The sequence below is a fragment of the Thermomonospora catenispora genome (genome assembly GCF_006363815.1).
GTDB lineage: Bacteria > Actinomycetota > Actinomycetes > Streptosporangiales > Streptosporangiaceae > Thermomonospora > Thermomonospora catenispora.
Window position 1 is genome coordinate 24,503 of the sequence record NZ_RRYT01000001.1, and the last position, 23,567, is coordinate 48,069.

At 76.0% G+C, this 23,567-nt stretch carries 22 protein-coding genes; 6 read left to right on the plus strand and 16 right to left on the minus strand.

Annotated features, from left to right (window positions below; translation table 11 throughout):
• Nucleotides 1-209: 209 nt before the first annotated feature.
• Complete coding sequence (locus tag EIO00_RS00110) at nucleotides 210-1,664, plus strand: DNA-3-methyladenine glycosylase 2 family protein (RefSeq protein WP_140174476.1); 1,455 nt, start codon at nucleotides 210-212, stop codon at nucleotides 1,662-1,664.
• Nucleotides 1,661-2,227: a methylated-DNA--[protein]-cysteine S-methyltransferase gene (locus EIO00_RS00115; RefSeq protein WP_140174479.1), complete on the plus strand. Its 567-nt coding sequence runs from the start codon at nucleotides 1,661-1,663 to the stop codon at nucleotides 2,225-2,227. The genes EIO00_RS00110 and EIO00_RS00115 overlap by 4 nt, the downstream gene beginning before the upstream one ends.
• On the opposite strand, the gene EIO00_RS00120 is transcribed toward EIO00_RS00115, so the two are convergent.
• The 12 genes from EIO00_RS00120 to EIO00_RS00175 all read right to left on the minus strand — a co-directional run bounded on the left by EIO00_RS00120 (nucleotide 2,193) and on the right by EIO00_RS00175 (nucleotide 13,330).
• Nucleotides 2,193-5,207, minus strand: coding sequence for a bacterial transcriptional activator domain-containing protein (locus EIO00_RS00120; RefSeq protein ID WP_241661025.1), 3,015 nt, complete (start codon nucleotides 5,205-5,207; stop codon nucleotides 2,193-2,195). The two genes, EIO00_RS00115 and EIO00_RS00120, sit on opposite strands and share 35 nt — an antisense overlap.
• 56 nt (nucleotides 5,208-5,263) lie before the next feature.
• Complete coding sequence (locus EIO00_RS00125) at nucleotides 5,264-5,689, minus strand: pilus assembly protein TadG-related protein (RefSeq protein WP_241661026.1); 426 nt, start codon at nucleotides 5,687-5,689, stop codon at nucleotides 5,264-5,266.
• Nucleotides 5,686-6,144, minus strand: coding sequence for a TadE family protein (locus EIO00_RS00130; RefSeq protein ID WP_241661027.1), 459 nt, complete (start codon nucleotides 6,142-6,144; stop codon nucleotides 5,686-5,688). The genes EIO00_RS00125 and EIO00_RS00130 overlap by 4 nt, the downstream gene beginning before the upstream one ends.
• A complete protein-coding gene (locus EIO00_RS00135; protein ID WP_140174483.1) occupies nucleotides 6,141-6,578 on the minus strand; it encodes a TadE/TadG family type IV pilus assembly protein in 438 nt (145 codons plus the stop codon). The genes EIO00_RS00130 and EIO00_RS00135 overlap by 4 nt, the downstream gene beginning before the upstream one ends.
• Nucleotides 6,578-6,790 (minus strand): hypothetical protein, encoded by a 213-nt coding sequence (locus tag EIO00_RS00140; RefSeq protein WP_140174485.1) that lies wholly within the window; start codon nucleotides 6,788-6,790, stop codon nucleotides 6,578-6,580. The genes EIO00_RS00135 and EIO00_RS00140 overlap by 1 nt, the downstream gene beginning before the upstream one ends.
• A 39-nt stretch (nucleotides 6,791-6,829) precedes the next feature.
• A complete protein-coding gene (locus tag EIO00_RS00145) occupies nucleotides 6,830-7,744 on the minus strand; it encodes a type II secretion system F family protein (protein ID WP_140174487.1) in 915 nt (304 codons plus the stop codon).
• Nucleotides 7,745-7,808: 64 nt separating this feature from the next.
• Nucleotides 7,809-8,771, minus strand: coding sequence for a type II secretion system F family protein (locus EIO00_RS00150; protein WP_140175034.1), 963 nt, complete (start codon nucleotides 8,769-8,771; stop codon nucleotides 7,809-7,811).
• The gene (locus EIO00_RS00155) at nucleotides 8,771-10,072 is read right to left on the minus strand and encodes a TadA family conjugal transfer-associated ATPase (RefSeq protein WP_140174489.1); all 1,302 of its coding nucleotides are present in this window, start codon (nucleotides 10,070-10,072) and stop codon (nucleotides 8,771-8,773) included. Before EIO00_RS00155 ends, EIO00_RS00150 begins: the two co-directional genes overlap by 1 nt.
• Complete coding sequence (locus EIO00_RS00160) at nucleotides 10,073-10,987, minus strand: CpaE/TadZ family protein (RefSeq protein ID WP_140174491.1); 915 nt, start codon at nucleotides 10,985-10,987, stop codon at nucleotides 10,073-10,075.
• Nucleotide 10,988: 1 nt separating this feature from the next.
• A complete protein-coding gene (locus tag EIO00_RS00165; protein WP_175596074.1) occupies nucleotides 10,989-11,852 on the minus strand; it encodes a hypothetical protein in 864 nt (287 codons plus the stop codon).
• A gap of 216 nt (nucleotides 11,853-12,068) precedes the next feature.
• Entirely contained in the window at nucleotides 12,069-12,608 is a 540-nt protein-coding gene (locus tag EIO00_RS00170) for a YbaK/EbsC family protein (RefSeq protein WP_140174493.1), read from the minus strand.
• Nucleotides 12,605-13,330 (minus strand): TetR/AcrR family transcriptional regulator, encoded by a 726-nt coding sequence (locus EIO00_RS00175; RefSeq protein WP_140174495.1) that lies wholly within the window; start codon nucleotides 13,328-13,330, stop codon nucleotides 12,605-12,607. Before EIO00_RS00175 ends, EIO00_RS00170 begins: the two co-directional genes overlap by 4 nt.
• Before the next feature lie 152 nt (nucleotides 13,331-13,482).
• Here EIO00_RS00175 and EIO00_RS00180 point away from each other — a divergent pair, with 152 nt between their 5' ends.
• The 3 genes from EIO00_RS00180 (at nucleotide 13,483) to EIO00_RS00190 (ending at nucleotide 19,227) form a co-directional block, all read left to right on the plus strand.
• Complete coding sequence (locus EIO00_RS00180; RefSeq protein WP_140174497.1) at nucleotides 13,483-18,018, plus strand: FtsK/SpoIIIE domain-containing protein; 4,536 nt, start codon at nucleotides 13,483-13,485, stop codon at nucleotides 18,016-18,018.
• 488 nt (nucleotides 18,019-18,506) lie between these two features.
• Nucleotides 18,507-18,704, plus strand: coding sequence for a hypothetical protein (locus tag EIO00_RS00185; protein ID WP_140174499.1), 198 nt, complete (start codon nucleotides 18,507-18,509; stop codon nucleotides 18,702-18,704).
• Nucleotides 18,705-18,969: 265 nt separating this feature from the next.
• Nucleotides 18,970-19,227: an HGxxPAAW family protein gene (locus tag EIO00_RS00190; protein ID WP_140174501.1), complete on the plus strand. Its 258-nt coding sequence runs from the start codon at nucleotides 18,970-18,972 to the stop codon at nucleotides 19,225-19,227.
• Nucleotides 19,228-19,427: 200 nt separating this feature from the next.
• Here the strand turns inward: EIO00_RS00190 and EIO00_RS00195 are convergent, their stop codons facing one another.
• Nucleotides 19,428-19,913, minus strand: coding sequence for a YflT domain-containing protein (locus EIO00_RS00195; RefSeq protein WP_241661028.1), 486 nt, complete (start codon nucleotides 19,911-19,913; stop codon nucleotides 19,428-19,430).
• A gap of 189 nt (nucleotides 19,914-20,102) precedes the next feature.
• On the opposite strand from EIO00_RS00195, the gene EIO00_RS00200 reads away from it, so the two are divergent.
• Nucleotides 20,103-20,579, plus strand: coding sequence for a GNAT family N-acetyltransferase (locus EIO00_RS00200; RefSeq protein WP_140174503.1), 477 nt, complete (start codon nucleotides 20,103-20,105; stop codon nucleotides 20,577-20,579).
• On the opposite strand, the gene EIO00_RS00205 is transcribed toward EIO00_RS00200, so the two are convergent.
• The 3 genes from EIO00_RS00205 to EIO00_RS00215 all read right to left on the minus strand — a co-directional run bounded on the left by EIO00_RS00205 (nucleotide 20,580) and on the right by EIO00_RS00215 (nucleotide 23,403).
• Entirely contained in the window at nucleotides 20,580-22,130 is a 1,551-nt protein-coding gene (locus EIO00_RS00205) for a serine/threonine-protein kinase (protein WP_140174505.1), read from the minus strand.
• A 163-nt stretch (nucleotides 22,131-22,293) separates the two neighbouring features.
• The gene (locus tag EIO00_RS00210) at nucleotides 22,294-22,563 is read right to left on the minus strand and encodes a WXG100 family type VII secretion target (RefSeq protein WP_140174507.1); all 270 of its coding nucleotides are present in this window, start codon (nucleotides 22,561-22,563) and stop codon (nucleotides 22,294-22,296) included.
• A gap of 141 nt (nucleotides 22,564-22,704) precedes the next feature.
• On the minus strand, nucleotides 22,705-23,403 hold the full coding sequence (locus EIO00_RS00215; protein WP_175596075.1) for a hypothetical protein: 699 nt from the start codon (nucleotides 23,401-23,403) through the stop codon (nucleotides 22,705-22,707).
• Between the last annotated feature and the right edge of the window lie 164 nt (nucleotides 23,404-23,567).

The following is a 23,567-nucleotide window of genomic DNA, read 5'->3' on the forward strand; positions in this document are numbered from 1 at the left end:
GGCGGCCCCGCACCGATCGCCCGCACCGATCGCCCGCGCCGGGCGCGGCCCTCCGGGCGTCCCGGTCCCCCGCCCGCTCCCTCGTCCGCTCTCCCGCCGGTCCCCGGCGGAGCGCGACCCCGGCCCGTCCCGCCGCGTCCGCCGGCGCGCCCACGAGCGCGTCCGATTTCCGCCGGTGCTCCGGCGGGTCGTGGGGTTAACTCGAGGGGGTGTTGGACTTCGACTCCTGCTATCGAGCGGTCGTGGCCCGGGACGCCCGGTTCGACGGGCGGTTCTTCACCGCGGTGCTCTCGACGGGGATCTACTGCCGGCCGGTGTGCCCGGCCCGCACGCCGGCGCGGCGGAACGTGCGGTTCTACGCGGACGCCGCGGCGGCGGAGGCGGCCGGGTTCCGGCCGTGCAAGCGGTGCCGCCCCGAGGCGTGCCCCGGATCGGCGCACTGGGACTTCCGCGGGGACCTGGTGCGGCGGGCGCTGCGGCTGATCGAGGACGGCGTGGTCGACGACCACGGGGTGCGGGGCCTGGCGGCGCGGCTGGCGGTGACCGAACGGCATCTGCACCGGCTGTTCGTGGCCGAGCTCGGGGCCTCTCCCAAGGCGGTGGCGCGCAGCCGGCGGCTGCGCCTGGCGCGGCGGCTGCTGCAGGAGACGTCGATGCCGGTGACGGACGTGGCGTTCGCCGCCGGGTTCGGCAGCGTCCGGCAGTTCAACGCGACGATGCGGCAGGTGTACGGGCAGACGCCCTCCCAGCTGCGCGGACCGCGTCCGGCGCCGGGACCGGGGCTGGAGCTGCGCCTGGCGGTGCGGCCGCCCTTCGCGGCGGCGGAGCTGCTGGAGTTCCTGGCCGCCCGCGCGATACCGGGGGTGGAGGAGGTCACGGCCGGACGGTACGTCCGGTCGGGGCCGGGCCCGTACGCGATCGAGCTGCTGCCCCGGGACACGCATGTGCTGCTGCGGGCCGACGCCCCGGACCTGCGGGACGTCGCCCGGCTGGTGACCCGCTGCCGGCGGCTGCTGGACCTGGACGCCGATCCGCACGCGGTGCGCCAGGTGCTGGGCGGCGACCCGCTGCTGGCCCCACTGGTGGAGCGGCGCCCCGGGCTGCGGGTGCCGGGCTCCTTCGACGGGTTCGAGACGGCGGTGCGGGCGGTGCTGGGCCAGCAGGTCTCGGTGGCGGCGGCCCGCACGCTGGCGGGCCGGCTGGTCCGGCGGTGCGGGGAGGCGCTGCCGCAGCCGGTGGGGACGGTGACGCACCGGTTCCCCTCGCCGGCGGCGCTCGCGGAGGCGGACCTGTCGGGGCTGGGTCTGACCGGCTCACGAGAGCGCGCCCTGCGCGCCCTGGCCGCCGCCGTCGCCTCCGGCGAGCTCGATCTGAGCGGCGGAGCGGACCCGGCCGAGACCGCCGACAGGCTGCTGGCCCTGCCGGGCGTCGGCCCGTGGACGGCGGCGTACCTGGCCATGCGGGCGCTCGGCGACCCCGACGCGTTCCCGGCGGGCGACCTGGGCCTGCGCACCGCCGTCCGGGCGTTGACGGGCTCCTCGCCGACCCCCCGCGAGCTGACCGAACGAGCCGAGGCGTGGCGCCCGTGGCGCGCGTACGCGGTGATGCATCTGTGGGCGTCGCTGTCGGCGCCGTCCACCCCGACACTGGAGAAGGTCTCATGATCAATGCGACGGTCCTGGACACCCCCGTCGGGCCGCTGGCGCTGCTGGAGCACGACGGGGCGCTCGTCGGCGGCGGGTTCACCGCCGACCCCCGCGAGCTGCACGCCCGCCTGCATCCGACGCTGCGTGCCCACCCCCTGGTCGAGGTCGCCGACCTGGGCGACATCGCCAAGGCCCACCTCGCCTACTTCGACGGCGATCCGACCGCCCTGGAGGCGGTCGCCGTCCACCAGCCCGGCACACCCCGCCGGGAACGCCTGCTGGCCGCCCTCCGCCGGGTCCGTCCCGGCGAGACCGTCACCTACGCGGAGCTGGCGGTCCGCGCCGGACTGGAGCGCACCGCCGCCCGGGCCGCGGGCCAGGCCTGCGCGCAAAACCTGGTCGCCCCGGCCGTCCCCTGCCACCGCGTGCTCCCGGCGGCCGGCGGCGCCGGTCTCGCCCGGTACGGCGGCTACTACTACGGCGCCGAGCGCAAGCGGTGGCTCCTGGAGCACGAGTCCGGCCGCCGGCCCGCCCCCCTGGTCGGCGTCAGTGCGGGGCGGGCTGGCGCCAGTACGGCATGAGCTCCTCGATCAGGGCCTCGGTCTCGGGCTGCAGCTGATCGATCAGGGGGTCGGCGCCGAGCCGGCCGCGCAGCTCCTCGACGACCGTCCGCACCTGGGTCCGGTCCCCGGTGGCGTGCGCGGCGCGCAGCAGGTCGCGCCACAGGCCCTCGTCGCCGGGGGCCATCCGCAGGCCGGCGCGGGCGGCGCGGGCGGCGCCGCGGGCGTCGCCCTCCTCCAGGCGCATCACGGCCAGACGGTGGGCCACGTCGACGACCCGGGCGGTGGCCTCGTACTCCAGCGGGTCGGCGGCCAGCCAGCCGTACCGGCCGCGCGGACGATCGGCCAGCAGGGGGCCGCGGACCAGGTCCAGGGCGCAGGACAGGTAGGCGGCCTCGGAGGCGGGCTCGGCGGCCGACCGCCAGATCAGCCAGCGGAACACCGCCCAGTCGACGCGGACCTGCGACCCCAGCCTGATCCGGCCGCGGTCGTCGTAGTACAGGTTCGGGCGGCCGCGCGCGTCCCGGCCCAGCCAGTCGGCGACCCGGGCGATGCAGGCGTCGCGCACGGCGGTGCTGACGCCGCGCGGCCAGATCGCCCCGCCCAGCACGGTCGGGTGCACCCCGCCGGGGTGGGTGGCCAGATACACCAGGATCTCGGTGCACAGGTCGCGGCGGCTGTCGTCCATCGGGCCGGGGGCGTCGATCTCGATCGGGCCGAGCAGGCGGATGTCCACCTCGCAGCGGTGCTCGGCGTGCGCGGGCTCCTCCCCGGCGGCCAGGTCGGCCAGCGGGGCGCCGTCCCGGCGGCTCGCCGTGCGGAACAGGTCGGCCACCGCGGCGTACTGCTCCTCGCCGATGAGCTGCGCCGCCACGTCGAACCCGAGGACTCCGGCGTGCAGCCGGCCCTCGGCGTCGACGTCCCAGGTCCAGGCCGCGCCCTGCACCTCCCCGGCGACCAGGTAGCCGGCCGCCGTCCGCTGCCCGGTGCGGGCCAGCGCCAGCAGCCGGTCCGCCTCCTCGGGGGCGGGCGGGTCGGCCATGATCAGGTAATGCGGCATCCAGGCCTCGCCGAACACCCCGCGGCATCGGCCGGTCAGCACCGAGTCCGCCCCGGAGGCCGCCAGCGCCTGCCGCACCTCCTCGCCGCGGGCCTCCAGCTCGGGCAGCGCGTCGTGCAGGGTGGGCACCGCCCGGACCCGATCGGGGGCGATCTCGGCCAGGCTGCGGCCCAGCTCGACGCCGAACCCGACCAGCGTGATCCGCATGTGGTCGGACCAGCGGTTGGTGGCCAGCTCCAGCGCGATGGCGGCGAGCACGGCGCGCCGGACCTCCGCCGGCCCGCGCACCGCGATGAGCCCGTGCGCGGCCTCCAGGTCCACCAGGATGCGGCCGGTCCGGTTGGTGCCCAGCGACACCAGCCCCGGGTAAGGCGCCAGCACGTCGCCCAGCTCGGCGGGGTCCATCTCCGCCAGCGCGTGCGCGGGCAGCCGCCACACCTGGCCGTCGTCGAACGACAGCCACGGCTCGGGCGGGTTCGGGTCGGCGGGCGCGATCCACAGGTCCAGGCTCTCGGTCCCCAGGTGGACGCCGTAGACGGTGGGCAGGGTGCGACCGTCGGCGGCCAGCGAGCGGGACAGCTGCCGCAGCCCCAGGTCCAGCAGCCGCGCCCCTTCCTCGTCCCGGGCCACCCGCAGCCCCTCCTCGGCGCGCGCCGCCGCCCCCTCCGGACGGGGGATCATGGTCCCGGGGTCGCGGTGCAGCATCTGCTCGCGCCGTCGCCGGCCCAGCGCCGCGAGCACCCCGGCGGCCAGCAGCGACGCCGCCGCCAGCCCGTGCGGCCAGCTCAGCTCCGGCAGGGCGATCCCGCCGTCGTCGGCCTCGCGCCGCTCGGCCCCGGCGGTGGGCCGCGGCTCGGGCTCCGGGGAACGCCGCGGGGCGGGGGCCTGCGCCTCGGCCGGGTGCTCCGTCCGGTCCGGGGCGGGGGCCGAAGTCGCGGGCGGCTGCGGAGCCCGGGTCTGCGGTGGGGCGGGGGACGGCGTGGCCGGCGACGCCTCTCGGGGCGGCGGGGCGGGGGCCGAAGTCACGGGCGGCTGCGGGGCTCGTTCGCGCGGCGGGGCCGGGGCCTGCGCGTCGGGCGGGGCCTCGCCGCGCGGCGGGGCCTCAGGAAGCGCCTCGGAGCGGTCCGGAGGGGAGGGCTCCGCAGGGTCGGGGCGGGGTTCGCCGTAGCGGTAGTAATCCCCCAGATCCTCGACCGGGACGACCTCGGCGCCGACCGCGTCCGGGGGCAGCTCCAGGATCCAGCCGGGGCGGATCAGGCTGGCAATGGTCAGCTTGGAGCCGTCGGGCTGCACGCGCCCCTTGTTGAGCTCGTAGATCTCCCGGTAGCGGCGGCCGTCCCCCAGGCACTTGTCGGCGATCTCCCACAGGCTCTCGTGGTGGCGTCCCTGCGGAGGCTGCACCCGGTAGATCTTGGTGGTCCGCGTCCTGCGCACCGGCTCGGCCGCGGCTCCCCCGTCGACGTCCGGCGCGGCCCGGTTCGTCGTCGCCGCGGCGGGCGGCGGGCCGGGCGGCGCCGGCGCGGTCGCGGCCATCGGCTGGAACTGCGCGGCCGCCGCCGGCGGCGGCCCCTGCTGGAGCAGGTCCCGTCCGGAGAACGCGGGCATCACCGCCGTCGTCGCGGTGAACAGCAGCAGCGCCGCCACCACCAGCCGGTGCACCAGCGACTGCAGCCCGCCCGCCAGCGGCACCCGGGCGGGCACCCCGACCCCGCGGATGCCGGCGTGCACCTCGACCGCCACGCAGGCCACCAGTTGCAGCCATGCCAGCCACACGCAGGCGACCAGGACGGAGACGACCGATTCCGGGCCGAGCCGCCGGGTCAGGTCCTCCGCCGTGGGCAGCCGGTCGGGCAGCGGCGAGCCGAACACCAGCAGCAGCGCCACGGGCACCCCGACGACCAGCGCCGCCAGCGCCAGCAGCGCGCCCAACCCCGCCAGCACGTCGCCCGCGCTGCGCGTCCGGATCCTGACTGCTTCCCGTGGGGACATCCGTGCCTCTAGGGGGTCTCGCCGGTCTCAGGATGAGCGGAGGCGGTCGAGGTCATCGTAAAGTCCCCCAGTCCGGGCACGATGCCGAGGATGTGAGCCTGTACCCGGATGGTGACGGTGACCCGGACCTCCTCGGTGCCGGGGACGCAGCCGCGCCCCGCGATGTCCTGCCGGTACGCCTCCAGCAGGTCGTAGGCGGCGCCGCAGGCCCTGGCGGTGTCGATCACCGGTCTCCCGGTGGCGCGCAGCGCGTCGGCGTCGATCTCGTCGGCCCCCGCCCGGGCGGCCTGCTCGGCCATGTCGGCGGCGCGCTGCCGGGCGTGGATGGCCAGCCCGCCGTCCACCAGCAGCCCGGCCAGCAACAGCACCGCCGGGGTGAGCAGCACCGTGTACATGGCGACGGTGCCGCGGTCGTCGCGTCGTCGCCCGGTCATGGCGCATCCCCCGGCGGACCGTCGGTGCCGCGGTAGGTGTAGGTGTCGATCGGCGCGACCGCGTCGCCGGTGAACGTGCGGGAGCCCGGCAGCCCCACCAGCGCCAGATCGCCGAGATCGACGGTGCAGGTCACGGTGACGGTGACCCGGCCGCCGGGGCCCCACTGGGCGGTGTCGGCGAAGACCCGCGGGCCGCCCCGGCACCAGTGGTGGTCGGCCAGGCTCCGCGCGGCGGCCCGCGCGGCGTACGCCTCGGCCTCCCCGGCGCTGCGGGCGATGGACGCGGCCCGGGCGGCGTCCCGGGCGGCCCCCTCGATCTGGCTCCTGGCGTCCACCACCCGTCCGGCCGCGGCCAGCAGCATCAGGAACATCACGAACACCGGGGCGAGCAGCACCAGCTCCAGCGACATCCCGCCGCGCTCGTCCCCGCGCCGCCCGAGCAGCCGCGCCCTCATGGCAGCTCGCAGTCGGTGTCGCCGTCGTCGGGCCGGAAGCACTCGATCGGCCCGCCCGCCCGCTGGGTGACCGTGAACGTCATGAACGGGATCACCCGCACCGCCGTGCCGTGCACCTCCACCCACCGGTTGTCGGCCCCGTCGGTGCTGGTCCGCGCCTCCAGATCGGTGAGCAGGCCGGAGCCGTACTGCCGGACGGACCGCAGCGCCCGCTCCCGGGCGAGCGCCGCCCAGTCGCCGCCGGGCTCGCTGCGGGCGACGCGGGCTCCGCTCTGCGCCGCGGCCAACGCCACATGCCGGGCGTGGAAGACCATCGCGAACTGCACCACGCACAGGATGACCAGGATGAGGGCGGGGGTGAGCAGGGCCAGCTCCATCGAGGAGGCCCCGCGGTCGCCTGCTCCGCGCCACCGGGACGTCCACCGCGCCGCCATCAGTAGCCGGTGTTGATCCTGTTGGCGGCGCTTTGGATGCGGTCCCTGATCACCGCGAAGACCGCGATCGCGATGACCGCCAGCATCCCGGTGATGATCGCCCACTCGATGGCCGAGACGCCCAGCCCGCGGTCCGCCGTGCGCGCCCGGCGGATCCGCTCGCCCAGCAGCGCGCGCAGATAGATCAAGACGGGGTCGTGCAAGGGGTTCACGGTGACTCCTCGGGATCTCGGAGACGGGGATTGCTCATGTCATGCCGCCAGTATCCGGATCAGGGCCGGGAAGCCCAGGAAGATCAGGAAGCCGAAGCAGAACAGCAGCTGGGCGACCAGCATCGACTGGGAGCGCTCGCCGGCCTTGCCCTCCAGCTCCGACAGCTCGCGGCTGCGCATCGAGGCGGCCCGGGCGGCCAGCGACTGCCGGACCTTGGCGCCGTCGTCGGCGACCAGCGTCAGCGCCGCCGACAGGTCGCGCAGCTCGGCGATGTTCACCTCCTCGCCCAACGCGCCCAGCGCCTGCCAGGGGGTCCGCCCGGTGATCCGCGCGTTGGCCAGCGTCTCCCGGATCCGGACCATCGCCCAGCCCTCGCCGACCTGCGCCGCCGTCATCAGCGCCTCGGGCAGGCCGCGTCCGCCGGCCAGGTTCATCGCCACCAGGTCCAGGAAGGCGCCCACGGTGTGCCGGAAGTCCCGCCGCCGCTGCGCCGCCTCCTGCCGCAGCTGCAGGTCCGGCAGGATGAAGAAGAACGCCGCCAGCAGCACGCCCAGCCAGGCCGGAACCGCCGGGGAGTCGCCCACGCCCAGCAGCGCCATGTAGCCGACCAGCGCCGGGGTGAGGACCAGCGCCGCCGCCGGCAGCAGGAACTTGGTCGCCAAAAAGCCCTCGTACGACCGTCCGAGCAGCGCCAGGTCGGCCCGCACCGACCGTTGCTCCCATCCGCGCGCCTCGTAGAACCGCGCCAGCGAGTGCCCGACCTTGGCGCGCAGCCCGCCGATCCGTTCCGTCCCGGCGGCGGGCCGCGCCTGCCGCTGCGCCGTGTCCGCCGCCCGGGCCCGGTCGAACGCCGCCAGGGAGGCCGCCAGCCCCGGGCGCGCCGGGAACAGCGCCCGGATCAGCAGGTACAGGCCGAGCCCCACGCAGGCCCCGGCCAGCAACGCCCCGGTCACGGCCGTTCACCTCCTCCGCTCTTCGCGCTCCTCCGCGGAGACCGTCCGGCGGTCGGGATCCGGCTCATGAGCGGCCGCCTCCCGCGTCCATGGCGTGCCGGCCGCGCAGGGGCGGAGTGGCGCCCTGCCAGCCGGCGACCGTGGCGGGGACCTCGCCGGGGACGCCGGGGCGGTTCGGCGGGGCGCTCAGCAGGCGCTGGGGCAGGTCGTACCTGGCCAGACGGCGCAGCCACAGGAAGGCGGCGGCGTAGAGGGCGAGGACGACGCACAGCACGAGCTGGCCGACCAGTCCATCGTAGGGGGCGACGTAGGGGCGGTTGAAGACGGCCAGCAGCAGGGCGGTGCCCACCGAGACGCCCACGACGATGTGGACGCTGCGCCGGGTGGCGCGGCGCTCGGCCTCGACGCGGCGGCGCATGTCGAGCTCGGCGCGGGTGGAGGCGGACAGGGCGCCGAGCATGTCGCGCAGGCCGGGGCCGCGCAGCCGGGCGTTCATGATCAGGGCGGCCACGACCAGGTCGGCCGACGGGTCGTCCAGGTCGTCGGCGAAGCGGCGCAGCGCCTCGGGCATCGGCATCCGGGTGTGCAGCCGGTCCACCAGGGTGCGCAGGGGCTGCTGCAGGGCGGGGGCGGCGGCGCGCACCGAGGAGGGGATGGCCTGCTCCAGGCCGACCGCGCCGGCGATGGTGTCGCGCAGCGACTCGGTCCAGGCGGCCAGCGCCTCCAGCCGGGCCATCGCGCGGCGCTCCTCGGCGGCGCCCCCGGCGATGCCCTCCCAGCCGAGCACCAGCAGCCCGGCGCCGATCGCGGCGACCGGCCAGCGGGTGACGATCAGCACCAGCGCGCCGACGATCACCGACGCGGCGGTCCGGGTGGTCAGGGTGCGGATCAGGTCCTGGCGGCCGCGCCGCCGGGGAGGCCGGCCGGGCCGGACCGGCACGCCGCGGATCGCGACGATCAGCAGCACGACCCCTCCGCCGACCAGGCTCCCGGCGAGCAGCGCGGGCAGCATGTCCGGCGCCCACATCACCACTGACCCCCCGGCACGGGGTCGTAGCCGTGCTCGGCCAGCTCGTCGGCGCAGGAGATGGGCGCGGCCGGCACCGCGTACCCCTCCGGGCCCATCGCGAAGACCTCCGAGGAGAGCACCCGCTGGTCGCATCCGGTGACCTCGCGGACGCTGGAGACGAATCGGCGCAGCCGTCCGCCGCGGGCGTAGTCGTTGCGCTTCTCGATGAAGACCACGAAGTCGACGGCCCCGGCGATGAGCATGTGGGTGGCCTCGACCGGCAGCCGCTCCTCGGCCTGGATGGCGTAGGTGGCGATCCGGTTGAACACCTCCATCGAGGAGTTGGCGTGGATGGTCGACAGCGACCCGTCGTTGCCCTGGGTCATCGCGTTGAGCATGGTGACGATCTCGTCGCCGAGCACCTCGCCGACGATGACGCGGGAGGGGTTCATCCGCAGCGACCGGCGCACCAGCTCGGCCATCGAGATCGCGCCCTGGCCCTCGGAGTTGGGCAGCCGCTCCTCGAACGCCACCACGTTGGGGTGCAGGTCGGGGAAGGCGTCCAGGCCCAGCTCCAGCGCCCGCTCCACGGTGATCAGCCGTTCGTGCGGGGGGATCTCGTTGGCCAGCGCGCGCAGCAGGGTGGTCTTCCCGGCGTTGGTGGCCCCGGCGATCATGATGTTCTTGCGGGCCAGCACCGCGGCCCGCAGGAAGGCGCCCAGCTGCGGGGACAGCGTCCCGTTGCCCACCAGGTCCGACAGGAACACCTTCTGCAGCCGGGCCCGCCGGATGGACAGCGCGGGCCGCGCCGTCACGTCCATCACCGCCGACAGCCGGGACCCGTCCGGCAGCCGCAGGTCCAGCTGGGGGTTGGCGGTGTCGAAGGGGCGCGAGGACAGCCCCGAGTAGGCGGCGAGGATCTGGATCAGCTCGATCAGCTCCTCGTCGGAGTCGGCGACCGGCTCCCCCATCACCTCGCGCCCGTCGGCGTATCCGATGAACACCCGGTCGCACCCGTTGATGTCGATGTTCTCGATCTCGGGGTCGTCCAGCAGCGGCTGCAGCCGGCCCACGCCGAACAGCGCCGCGTGGATCCCCGCCGCCAGCGCCTCCTCCTCTTCGGCGCTGGGCGGGCGGCGGCCCGCGGCCAGCTCGGCCCGCGCATGCTCCTCCAGCACCTGGGAGATCAACGCCCGCGCGAACTGCCGCTCGTCCTCGGCCGACATCGGCGGCAGCCCGCTGGCGGCGTCCAGCCTGCGCTGGGTGGCCAGCCGGTCGCCGACCTCCTGGCGCAGCCGTTTGACCAGCGCGTGGTCCATTCATCGCCCCCTTTCCCGAGTCGGGGCGGCCTCGTGCCGCCGGACCGGCGGTTCGCGTTCGTCCGGGCGGGGAACGCCCGGCGGCCACGGGCCCCGGGCGGCCGCGGCGGCGCCGGGGGCGGGGCGTTCGGCGGGGCGGGGGCCGCGCGGCTGGTCCGCCAGGCGGCTCACCAGCCCGGCGGCGACCTCGCGGGCGGAGCGGATCAGCAGGGAGCGGTCCAGCCGTCCGCCCCACCGGCCGCGCAGCATCTCCGCGCCCTTGGGGTCGAGCGCGAGTCCGCCGAGCACGGTGGCCGGCAGCTTGGAGGACGCCACGATCCGATCGACCTCGGAGATCGATCCGCGGAAGTCGCGGGGATCGGCCAGCACCACGATCCCGATGGGCGGTCCCTCGGGCAGCCGCTTGGCCAGGGCGTTCACGCGTTCCCGCAGATGGGCGACCTGTTCGAGGGTGGCGCGGCACAGCAGCACCACCATGTCGGCCTCGCGGATCAGGTCCAGCAGCGGGGTCTCGGCGCCCAGCCGCCCGCAGTCGGCCAGCACGTCCACCGGGGACAGCCCGGCGAACGCCCGGCCCAGCGGCCCCCACAGCCAGGTCATGCCCTGCGCCTGTTCGGCGTTGGTCAGCCCGACCAGCACGTCCAGCCCGCCGACCAGTCGCTGGCAGTGCTCGGCGATCTGCTCGGGGCGCAGCCCACGGCGGGCGGTGGCGGCCAGGCTGAGCAATCCGCGCGAGGGGTTGAGCAGGGTGGAGCCGCCGTCGTCGGCGGCGGCGGGCAGCCGGTAGACCAGGTCGCCGCCGGCCTGGTCGCACTCGGCGACCAGCACCGGCCGGGGCCACACGGCGCCGAGGGCCACCGCCGCGGTGGTGACGCCGGGTGCGCCCTTGTCGGCCGCCAGCGCGATCAGTGCCACGTCAGCTCCCGCCCGGGGTGCTCGCCGGCCCGGTTCCGGGGACGGGCGACCGGCTCGGCTGGGGGGTCGTCCGGTCGCCGGCGCCGGGAGCGGGGGCGGCGGACGACTGCGGCGGCGGCGAGGCGCTTTGGGAGGGGGTGATCCGGGTGCCCTCCGGCACGATCACCGCCGCGACCGCTCCGGCGGAGGCGGCCTGGGTGAGCAGCGGGGCGTCGGCGGGCGGTACGGCCACGTCCACCATGGTCGTCTCGCTGCGCAGCCGGTCCTCGCCGCCGGCCCGCACCTGCTGGACGATCGCATCGGCCGACAGCAGGGTGCCGGGCCGGGGACCGCCGCCCTGGCCGCCGGCGACCGCGTACAACGCGACCCGGACGCCGGGGCGCATCCCGTCGGCGGGCAGCTGGCCGGGTTTGAGCGCCAGCCCGACCCTGACCCGGCCGAGGGCGGCGTCGTCGCCGGGCATGGTCATCGCGTTGGTCAGCAACGCGCCCTCCACCAGGGGGACCGCCGCGTACGCGGTGGTGACCCGGTGGCGCTCGGACCAGCGGATGTACTCGATGCCGGTGTCGCCGATCTGCACCTCGCGCAGCGCGCTGGCGGGAATGCGCTGGCCGGGGGCGACCGGGTGGGCGATCTGAATGGCCGACACCCGCTGTCCGCTGGCCATCACCAGATAGGCGCTGACCAGCGCTCCGCCGAGGATCAGCAGCACGGCCAGGGCGGCCAGGGCGGGTTTGCGCTCGCGGGGCGGGACGGGCAGTCGCTGGCCGGTGGACGCGCCGAGCCCGCCGCGCCCGAGCGTCGCCGCATTGGCGGCGGCGCCGCTGCCGGAGCCGCCGGCGACCGTCGACTGACTGGCCTTCATCGCTGGTTTTTCTCCGAGATGCGCGTTACCGAGCGATCCATGCTTGCGGCGTGGGCGAGCCCGCGTCAATGGATTCGCCATGGATATGCGATCCCGTAACCGGCCGTCCCCACATGACCCTATCGTCCCGGTGACCACATAATGGCTGACCGGTCGTACGAATGACGCTTACTGCGTCACATTGCCGATCCGGTGATCGCTTTCATGGGCGCCCGGTCAGCCGGCGGGGCGGGCCAATGCGAGCACCTCGGCGCCCGGCAGCCCGGCCAGCGCCTCGCCGGGCACCAGCAGCTTGGAGCGCCGCACTCCGCTGCCGACGACGACCTGCGGGCGCGCGACGACCAGCTCGTCGATCAGCAGCGGCCAGTCCGCGGGCAGCCCGATCGGCGTGATCCCGCCGTACTCCATCCCGGTCGCCCCGGTGGCCTCCGCCATCGGGGCGAACGAGGCCTTGCGCGCCTCCAGGCGTCTGCGGACCACGCCGTTGACGTCGGCGCGGTGGGTGGCCGGCACCAGGCAGGCGGCCATCCGGACCAGGCCGCCGCGCTTGGCGGCCACCACCACGCAGTTGGCGGAGGCCTCCGGCGGCACGGCGTACCGCTCGCAGAACGCGGCGGTGTCGGCGAGCTCGGGATCGATCTCGGCCACCAGCGCCTCCGCGACGACGGGGTCCGGTCCCGCGAGCGCGGCGCGGACCGGCTCGGCCAGCAGGTCGGGGCGGTCGGCGGCGGGCGTCCAGTCGAGGTCACCGATCATGCCGCCGATTCTCCCACCGGCGCGGGCAGGCCGATGAGCGCCCCCAGCGTCGCCACGCTGTGCCGGAAGAACGCCTCCCGGTCCTCGACGGCGTTCTGGAACTGGCCGAACAGCTCGAAGCTCACCCAGCCGTACACCCCGGCCACGGCGGTCACCGCCCGCGCCGCCACCTCCTCCGGCACCCCCGGCATGACCAGCTCCCGGATCCGGGCCGCGTCCGCCCGCATCCCGCCGGGGAGCGCGTCGGGATCGCCGGACGGGGCGGTCAGGGCGCCGGCCCTGTGGGCGTCGGCGACGATGCCGCCGAGGACGAGGGTGGCGCGCATGGCCGGGGCGACGGTGTCCTGCGGGGCGCGGTAGCCGGGGACCGGCGAGCCGTACAGCAGCGCGTACTCGTGGGGGTTGGCGAGCGCCCAGGACCGGATCGCCAGGCAGGCCGCCCGCCAGCGCCCGCCGTGGTCGGCGGGGTCGGAGTCGGCGTCGGCGCGCTCCACGGCCCGGCCCAGGGAGTCGTAGCCGTCGATGATCAGCGTGGTGAGCAGGTCGTCCTTGCTGGGGAAGTAGCGGTAGACCGCCGAGGAGACCATGCCCATCTCGCGGGCCACCGCGCGCAGCGACAGCCCGGCGGCGCCGTGGGCGGCCAGATGCCGGCGGGCGATCTCGACGATTTCCCGGGTGATCTCGGCGCGGACCCGTTCCCGGACGGTGCGGCTGCGGTTCATCGGATTCCCCTCGCATCGTCATAGAGCGCCGCTCTCGTCGCAATGCGGTGCTCTGCGGAACACCGTACACAGCGCGTCGGATGCCGGCGCGAAGGGCGGTAATTAAGCTGAGCCGGTGCCGGAGCCGCCCCACGGTCGATGCTGGAGGGTTCATGCGGATCTCGCTCACCGCGCTGACCGACCGGGGGGCACGCGACCTGATCATCGACGCCGATTCAGAAATGACGGTCGGCGCGATCGCCAATGCCGTTTCCGCAGCAATTGACGAGAAACCGCCTGCGATTCCGCAGCCGCGCCCGGCCGCCGACGCGCCCTCCTCCGCGTCGTCCTCCACCCTGTGGGCGGACGGGCGGATGCTCGACCCGCAGGCGCAGGCGGTGCGCGCGCTGCGCGACGGCGCGGTGGTCGCCGTCGACCGCCGGGCCGCCGCCGCCACCGTGCTGTCGGAGCCGACCGGGCTGGTCGAGGTGCGCGTGGCGGGCGGACCGGCGGCCGGGGCGGTGCACCGGCTGGGCCTGGGCGCGCACACCCTCGGCGGCGGCGAGGAGGCCGACCTGACCGTCGCCGACCCCGCCGTCCCGCCCCGCGCGCTGCAGATCACCGTCCACCGCGGCGACCACGGCGACAGCGGCGTCGTGGTGGAGGCGCTCCCCCACGCTCAGGCGTCCCTGGACGGGCGTCCGCTGGAGGGCGCGACGCCCTGGCCGTTCGGCGGGCTGCTGCGGGTCGGCTCGACGGTGCTGACGCTGGCCCCCAGCACCGCCCCGGACGCGCACCTGGAGCCGCTGCCGGGGGGCGGGCTGGCCTTCAACCGGCCCCCGCGGATCGGCCCGACCACCGGGCGCCCGAAGCGCCTGGCGGTCCCCCGCCGGCCCGAACGCGGTCCGCGCGAGCGGCTGCGGCTGCTGGGCGCCCTGCTGTTCTCGGCGTTCGGCCTGGTCATGGCGTACGCGCTGGGCCAGTGGTGGTGGGCGCTGCTGGCGCTCAGCTGGCCGGTGATCCAGATCGGCGAGTGGGCGGCCGACCGGATGCACGGCCGGATGTCCCACCGCCGGGCGCTCAAGGAGTACCGCAGGCGCAGCGCCGCGTTCGCCGACGAGCTGGAGGCGCTGCGCCGCCGGGACGAGGCCGAGCGCCGGGCGATGCGGCTGGACCCCGCCGAGGCCCTGCTCACCGCCACCGGCCCGCGGCGACGGCTGTGGGAGCGCCGCATCACCGACGACGACACCCTGCACATGCGGGTGGGGCTGGCCGATCTGCCCGCCCGGATCGAACTGGTCGGCGCGCCCGACGACGCCGCGGACGAGGTGCGGATCCCCCTGGCCCGGACGGTCCCGGTGGCGCTGCACCTGACCGAGCTGGGGGTGCTCGGGCTGACCGGCCCCCGGCCCGCCTCCCGGGCGCTGGCCCGCTGGCTGGTCGCCCAGGCCGCCGTGCTGCACAGCCCGCGCGACCTGGCGATCGTGGTGCTGTCGACCGAGCCGGACGCCGCCGAGCACTGGAACTGGGTGCGCTGGCTGCCGCACTGCGCCCCGCACGCCGGGGAGGAGTGCGTGGCGCTGGTCGGCACCGACCCCGACTCCGTCGCCCACCGGGTCACCGAGCTGGCCATCCGCATCACCGAACGCCGCCGCACCCGCCAGCACGCCCCCGGCCTGCTCGGCGGCGCGGCCGCCGGGACGACGCCCGAGGTCCCCTACAACATCCTCGTGGTGCTGGACGGGGCGCGGGCCCTGCGGCGGGTGCCGGGGATGCCGCACGTGCTGGCGCGCGGCCCCGAATACGGCGTCTACGCGATCTGCATCGACGACGAGGAGCGCCTGCTGCCCGAGGAGTGCGCCGCCGTCGCCTCCTGGGTCTCCCCCGACACCCTGCGGCTGCACGGCCACGACCTGGAGGCCATCGGCCCGGTGCTGGCCGACCAGGTCTCACCGGCCTGGGCGGAGCGGGTGGCCCGCGCCCTCGCCCCGATCCGGGACGTGTCCCGGCAGGACGCCGACGAGACCGTGCCCGCGCAGGTGCGGCTGCTGGACCTGCTGGGCATGCCCGACCCGACGCCGGGCCACGTCCAGGACGCCTGGGCCGCCACCGGCGGGCGGTCCACCCGGGTGCCGATCGGGATCGCCGCGGACGGCCCGTTCTGCATCGACCTGCGCACCGACGGGCCGCACGGGCTGGTCGCCGGGACCACCGGGGCGGGCAAGTCGGAGCTGCTGCAGACCCTGATCGCGGCGCTGGCGGCGGCCAACCGGCCGGACGAGCTGACGTTCGTGCTCATCGACTACAAGGGCGGGGCGGCGTTCGCCGACTGCGCCGCGCTGCCGCACACCGTGGGCATGGTCACCGACCTGGACGGTCATCTGACCGAACGGGCGCTGCACTCGCTGGCCGCCGAGCTGCGCCGCCGGGAGGAGATCCTGCTGGCGGCCGGGGCCAAGGACATCGACGACTACGCCGAGCTGCGGGCCCGGGCCGCGGTCTCGTCCGCCTCCTCCGCCGCCGGCGGGCACGCCCTCCCGCAGCGGGACGCGACGCCGCCGCCGCTGCCCCGGCTGGTGCTGGTGATCGACGAGTTCGCGGCGCTGGCCGCCGAACTGCCGGAGTTCATGGCCGGACTGGTGGACATCGGCCGGCGGGGCCGTTCGCTGGGCGTGCACCTGATCCTGGCCACCCAGCGCCCGGCGGGCGTGGTGACCGCCGACATCCGCGCCAACACCAACCTGCGGATCGCGCTGCGGGTCACCGACCCGGGCGAGTCGGTGGACGTGATCGACTCGCCCGAGGCCGCCGACATCCCCCCGTCCGCGCCGGGCCGCTGTTACGTGCGGTCGGGCGCCGCCGTGCCGCAGGCGGTGCAGTCGGCGCGCATCGGGGGCCGCCGCCCGGCGTCCCGCGCCGGCGCGTCCCCGTCCGCGGCGGCGCCGTCGGTGCGGGACGTGCCGTGGGACCTGCTCGGCCGTCCCCTGCCCGAGGCGGCCGAGCCGGCCGAGGAGCCCGAGCCGGTCACCGACCTGACCGTGCTGGTCGACGCGATCGCCCAGGCCGCCGCCCGGGCCGGGATCCCGCCGCAGCGCTCCCCCTGGCTGGACCCGCTGCCGGACCGGATCCGGGTGTCGCTGCGGACCGCCGCCGGCGGCTCGGCGGTGGACGTCCCGCCGATCGAGTTCGGCGTGACCGACCTGCCGGAGACCCAGTCGCGGCGGGCGCTCGCCCTGGACCTGACGCGGGACGGTCACCTGTACGTGGCCGGGGCGGCCCAGTCCGGGCGGTCCACCGCGCTGCGCACCCTGGCGGGCTCGCTGGCCTCGGCGGTCTCCCCCTACGACGTGCACCTGTACGCGATCGACTGCGGCGGGGGCGCGCTGCTGCCGCTGGTGACCCTCCCGCACTGCGGCGCGGTCGTCTCCCGGGACCAGGTCGACCGCTGCGAGCGGCTGCTGGAGGCGCTGTCGGCGGAGGTCGCGCGGCGGCAGCAGCTGCTGGCGGAGGCGGGCTTCGCGACGCTGGCCGAGCAGCGGGCCGCCGTGGCGCCCTCGGACCGGCTGCCGTGGATGGTGCTGCTGGTGGACCGGTGGGAGGGCTTCCTGGGGGCGTTCGAGCACTACGACTACGGGCGGCTGGTGGACGTGTTCGTCCGGCTGCTGCGCGAGGGGGCCGCGGTGGGCCTGCGCGCGGTGGTCACCGGCGACCGGACGGGGCTGGGCGGGCAGGTGTCCACGGTGTTCGACCGGCGGCTGGTGCTGCGGATGGCCGACCCCATGGACTACGGGTACGCGGGCCTGCAGGAGCGCCAGGTGCCCGCGCACATGCCGCCGGGCCGGGCGCTGGAGCACGTCGGCCCCGGCCGTCCGGTGCGCGAGTCGCAGATCGGGCTGCTGGCCGACGACCCGGCCGGGACCGCGCAGGTCGCCGCGCTGCAGAAGATCGCCCGCGCGTGCGGCGAACGGTACGGCCGGCTGCCGCGCCGGCTGGCCCCGTTGCGGGTGGACGAGCTGCCGGTCCGGGTGACCTTCGCGGAGGCGCTGGCGCTGGATCCGGACTTCGCGGCCCCATCGGCGCTGTGGGCGCTGGTGGGGGCCGGCGGGGACACCCTCGGCCCGATGGGCGCGGACCTGCTCGCCTGCGGCCCGGGGTTCGTCGTGGCGGGGCCGCCGCGATCGGGGCGCTCCACGACGCTGCTGACGATCGTGCACTCGCTGCTGGACCCGACGGTGGGCGGCGGGCTCGTCCCGGTGCTGCTGCTGGCGCCGCGCCGCTCGCCGCTGCGGGATCTGGCCGGACGGCCGGGGGTGCTGGGGGTGCTGGGCGCCGACGCCACCGAGGACGAGCTGCTGGAGGCGATCGGCGACGAGCACCGCTACGCGGTGGTCGTCGACGACGCCGAGCTGCTGGAGGAGACCGACCTGGACGACGCGCTGCGGGACGTGCTGCGCACCGCCCGGGACGGGGAGCACGCCGTCGTCATCGGCGGCACCACCGAGGATCTGGGCCGCGGCTACCGGGGCTTTCTGGCCGAGGCCCGCCGCTCCCGCTCCGGGGTGCTGCTGGCGGCCCGCTCTCCCGACGACGGGGAGCTGTTCGGCCTCCGCCTGCCGCGCAACGCCGCCCTGTCCGGCCCGACCGGCCGGGGCCTGCTGGTGATCACCGGTACGGCGACGCCGATCCAGGTGGCCCTTCCGCCCCACTGACCCGGGCGCGAGCGCCCCGCACCGGCCCTGCACCGGCCTCGTACCGGCCTCGATCCGATCCCGCCCGGATTCGGCCTCGGCTTCATCTCGGCTCCGGCCCGGTCTCGACGAGGACGCGGGGTGCGGTCGCGCGGTGTGGCAGGATCTGAGGCCCGGACTCACGAGCGGGCGTGAGAGCGGAGGCTCGGCCCCGGATGTCCCCTCCCCACCCGGGGCCGAGCCCGCTGCCGCCCGTCCCGGTCGGGAGGGCCGCGGTCCGGCCCTGGTCCAGGCTCCGCCTATCCCGGGCGGCAGACGCCCTGGTCGGTAGTTGAACATTCCACCGAACAGGACGCATAGGACACCGTAGACCATGACCGAACGCCATACGCCCCATGTGCGAGATCTTGTGACCTCCGTTTTCCGGGCGGCCGGCGACCAGGGGACGAAGGGGTGAGGGACAGGGGCTATACAAGGAGGACGCCCGCACCCGAACCTCAGGAGAAGCCATGAAGAAGCCGCTCGGTTTCCTCCCCCTGGAGGAACAGCTCGCCCTCCGGCAGGCGGAGCAGCAGGCGCGCAAGGCCGAGGGCGGCAAGTACTTCGACCACCCCACGGCCAAGTACATCTTCGTGGCGATGCTCGTGATCACCCTGGTGGTCCACTTCGGGGCGTTCGTCGTGCTGGGGCTGCTGGACCTGCACTGAGCAGCGCGCCCGGCGCGAACGGCGGGACCGGCGGCCCCGGCGCGGACGGCGCGGCCCGGGGGACGGTGCCCCGCCGGCGCCGCCGGGCGCCATCACCGACCCTCGTCCACGGGGTCGGTCCCGGCGATGGGACACTGTCTGGCGGCCGGCACCGGTACTCGGCCGGTGTGCCGGCAGCGGCCGTTCCCCGTGCGATCCCTCCCCAGCGGACGGGATCTCCGCCCATCGACGGGCACCTCGGCGGTGCCCTCTGACAGGAGGTTCAATGTCCGGAAGTCATGCCGGCCGGCCCAGCTCCTGGCTGGTCGTCGCGGTGTGCCTGCTCGGTTTCGTCCTCGGCGGCGTGGCGCTGTGCATCGGTCCGAACTGGATGCTGTTCGGCGTGGGCGCCGGCCTGGTGGTCCTCAGCGGCATCCTCGGCCTGGCGGTCGGCATCATGTCCGACGTCGTCCTCGCCGAGAACCGCGCCGGCCACCCCGTCCCCCAGGCCAAGGCCGAGCCCGCCGCCGAGAGCGCCAAGTGACCGTCCCGCCGGCGGGACACCTCCACCGGGCTCCCGACCGGCGGGACGGCCCGCCCCGCGTGCGGGCGGGCCGATGAGGATCCGGCGCTTCCCCGCCCGCCGGAACGCGCCGTGGGCGGACCGCCGCCGCGGCCGTCGCAGGCACCGCTCCCGGCGTTCCCGGGGGTCCGCCTCCGGGGCCGGGTCTCCGTTCCGGGCCGTCAGCCGACCGCGGCGGTGTCGCCGCCCTCCAGCAGCCGGCGGGCCTCCGGCGCGTACTGCGCATCGACCCGCACCTCGTACGAGGCCGCCACGAAGGAGCTCCGGGACACGAAGTCGCGGTGGCCGCCGCTGAGGGCGTGCGAGGCGGCGCCGAACAGGGCGCCGGCGACCGCCCCCCAGACCAGGCCGGCCAGGATGACGGCCAGCCACGACAGCCTGCCCGGGGTGAAGATCGCGAAGAACAGCCCGATCAGCAGACCGAACCAGGCCCCGGAGGCGGCGCCGCCCAGGGCGGCCCGCAGCGCCGTGAGCCGGCCGAGCACCTGCTCGACCATCCGCAGGTCGGCCCCCACGATCACCGCATGCTCGACCGGGAACTGCAGGTCCGACAGGCGGTCCACCACCCGCTGCGCGTCGGCGTAGTCGGTGAACGTCGCGATGGACTCGGTTCTCAGCAGGGTCCTGTTCAACGGTGCCGTCGTCACCGGACTCCCCTCCCCATGTCGCCTGTGCGACCGACCGCAGCAATGCCCGGAAAACGGCCCCGCACACCCGCCGGGCCGCAGAACGCCGACGACCGCCCCGGCGTCGTCGCGGCCGGGGAGCGGCGCCCGCTCCGGGAGGGCCCGGAAATTCGGTTCGTTCCGGCGACCGCCGTCGATGACCATGGGACCATGCTGATCAAAGCGGTGGGATACGACCATCCGGACGCCGTCCGGCTGGTCGAGGCGATCCAACAAGAGGTGGTCGAGCGATACGGCGGCCCGGACGAGACCCCGGTGTCGGTGGCCGACTTCGCTCCCCCGCGCGGGCTGTTCCTCGTCGGATACGTGGACGGGACGGCGGTGGCGTGCGCGGGCTGGCGCTCCCACGGAGAGCACGGGGAGGACGCCGAGCTCAAGCGGATGTACGTGGTCCCCTCCGCCCGCGGCAACGGATACGCCCGCCGGCTGCTGGCCGAGATCGAGCGCACCGCCCGCGAGGCCGGTCGTCGCCGCGTCATCCTGGAGACCGGGGACCGGCAGCCCGAGGCCGTGACGCTGTACCGGTCGGCGGGCTACACCGACGTCGAGCCGTTCGGCCTCTACGCCTGCGCCCCCGAGTCGATCCATCTGGGCAAGGTCCTGAAGGAGCCGGCGCCGGCCGGCTGATCAGCGGCGTTCGACGCTGAAGACGGTGCAGCCGGTGGTCGACTCGACGGTGCCCTCGATCCGCTGAGGATGCGGCTCGGTGATGTCGGCCCGCAGACCGACCATCAGGTAGCCGTCGGGCCGGGAGATCCAGTGGTCGCCGTCCAGCCGCAGCCTCCCGTCGGTGAGGTCGCCGCGCATGGCGAACGCGCCGGTCTCCACGTCCGGGTTCGAGGGGTGGGGACCGAACCGGAAGGTCGCCTCCAGACGGCCGTCTCCGGCCCGGGTGATCTGGAGGTTCAGCGCGGTGAGCCCCTGGGCGCACCGGTAGGTCCCCTCCCAGGTGCCGACCAGCGCCGAGGCCTCCACCGTCGAGGGCCGTGGCCGGACGGTGGTGGGTCCGGCCGTCGGTCCGCCCTCCGGGTCGCCGCGGGTGAGCAGGAAGACCCCCGTGACCCCGGCCGCGAGCAGCAGCGCCACGGCCGCGACCACGGCGAGGAGGGCGACGCCGCCGGACCGTCGGGGGGCGCCGGTCCCCGTGGGGACCGCCGGCGGCACGGCAGCGGAGGGCGCCGAGACCGGCGGGGACGGGGGGACGGTCGGCGGGCCGGGCGAGGGGGCGGGCGGCGTGAAGGCCGGCCCCGGCTGCGGCGGGACGGGGGCGGGCGCGGGCGCCGGCCGCGGGACGGCCGCGGGGGCGTGCCGCGCGGCCGCCTCCCGTTCGGCGATCATCGCGGCGACGGGGGGCGGCGGCCACTCCTCCGATGCGCCGTCCGCGGACAGGGCGCTCCTGATCCGGGGGAGCTCCGGCCGTGCCGCCGGATCCTTCTCCAGACACGCCTCCAGCAGGTCCCGCAGGTCCGGGGGGACGCCGTCCAGGTCGGGGTCCTCGCGGGTGATCCGGTAGACCATCGAGGCGATGGAGCCGGCGTGGAAGGGTCCGCGTCCGCAGGCCGCATACGCCAGCACCGCGCCCAGCGCGAACACATCCCCCGGCGGCCCCACCTCACGGGAGCCGTCCACCTGCTCGGGCGCCATGAACCCGGCGGTGCCCAGCATCGCCCCGGCCGCGGTCAGCGCGGTGAAGTCGGCGGCGCGCGCGATGCCGAAGTCGATGATCCGGGGACCGTCGGCGGCGAGCAGGACGTTCCCGGGCTTGAGGTCGCGGTGCACCAGCCCGGCGGAGTGGATCGCCGCCAGCCCGTCCACCAGGCCCACGCCCAGCGTGCGCACCGCCCCCGGCGACAGCGGCCCGTGCGCCTCGACCGCCTCCTGCAGCGACGGCCCGGCGACGTAGACGGTGGCCAGCCACGGCGGGTCGGCGAACGGGTCGGCGTCCACGAGCTCGGCGGTGCGGGGGCCGCCGACCCGGCGGGCCGCCTCCACCTCCTGGGCGAACCGGCGGCGGAACTCCCGGTCGGCGGTCAGCTCGGGCAGCACCCGCTTGACCGCGACCGTCCGCCCGTCCGGCGAGCGGCCAAGATACACCTGTCCCATGCCGCCGCCGCCCAACCGGCCGAGCAACCGATGTCCGCCGATCTCCGCCGGATCCTCGGGCCGCAATGGTCGCACCACCGCTCTCCCGTTCGCTCGACGACGGTTCCCCGTCTGATCATGACAGCCGGGTCGACCGCTCGGGCACGCTTCAGCGCCGCGCGGGAGGCGGCGGGGCGTCCGCGGGCCCCAGGGGCGGAATCGAGGCGCCGCCGGGGGCCGTGTCCGCCGGCGCGCGCCGTCAGCGGGTCGCGGCCTCGATGTTCTCGCGGGAGCGGCGGATGTCCTGGCCGCCCTCCTCCAGGGCCAGCGCCATGCGGTCGAAGGCGGCCTTGGCCTCCTGCCAGGCGGCGCGGAAACGGTCGGCGCCCGGGCCCCACCAGATCTCGGTGCTGCTCACGGTACGGCTGTTCAGGTCCTTGATCAGGGCGTCCAGGTTCCTGGAGTGCTTGGCGAACATCCGGGCGAGCTCTTCCAGGGCCGCGATGTTGGCACCCCGCCTGTCGCTCATCGACCCGTTCCTTTCGGTGCGACACCGGTGACACACCTATTTACGCGCACGATCGCGCCCTGTGGAAGGCGTTCGGCGGACCCGGCACGGGCCGGCAGGGGCCGACGGGGGCGGCGCCGGGGGTCGCCGCGGGGCCGGGCCTCATCGATTCGGCTCGGCCGCCGAGGGGGTCGGGCCCGCCGTGGGGCCCGCCGCAGGGACCGCCCGGTCCGTCGGGTCCGCCGCAGGGGTCGCCGGGCCCGTCGACTCCACCGAGATCGTCGAGTGGGTCGAGTGGGACGAGACCACCGGCATCGGCCGGTCCGGGTCGTTGATCGGGGTGGCGTCCGGGTCGATCAACCGCTCCCCGACCAGGGTGATCCGATCGGGCCCGACGGTGAACTCGAACCGGCGCCGGACCCGCTGGGTCACCGCCCGACGGCCTTGCGGGGTGAGGTAGTGGATCTTGGTGTACTCGGTGGCGTCCAGGGTGATCCGGTCGCCGCGGCGCACCACCGAGGCGTCCGTCAGGCGGGTCTCGGCGTCGGTGAACGGAGGCCCGCCCGGCACCGGCGCGCGGTTGCGGGTCTCCAGCCTGCGCAGCGCCTCCTGCTGCGCGCGGACGACCTGGGGGGCGATCCGCACCCCCAGCACCTCAGAGGGCAGCGAACGGGCCCGCACCCGCTGCACCAGCGCCTCGGTGCGGTGCTCCAGCATGGTGCGGGCGGCCACGGTGAGCTGCCGCTCGGTCTCCTGATCCACCCTGGCCGGGCCGTCGTGACGGACGGTCGAGGAGGGAAGGATGACGCAGCCGGCCAGGAGAACGGCCAGGGCGGCGCGGTGGCCCCGGTGGCGAACCATCGACCTCCCCACGAACGCGCCCCCGCGGACGCGACGACGAACGGTCGGCTGTCGGTCGAGACGGACGATACACGCCGTGCCCGCCGGTGTCAGGGTCGGCTCTCGTCCCGCCGGACTCCTCCGCCCCCGGGCGGACGGACCTCGGGTCCGCCTTGCGCAAAGCC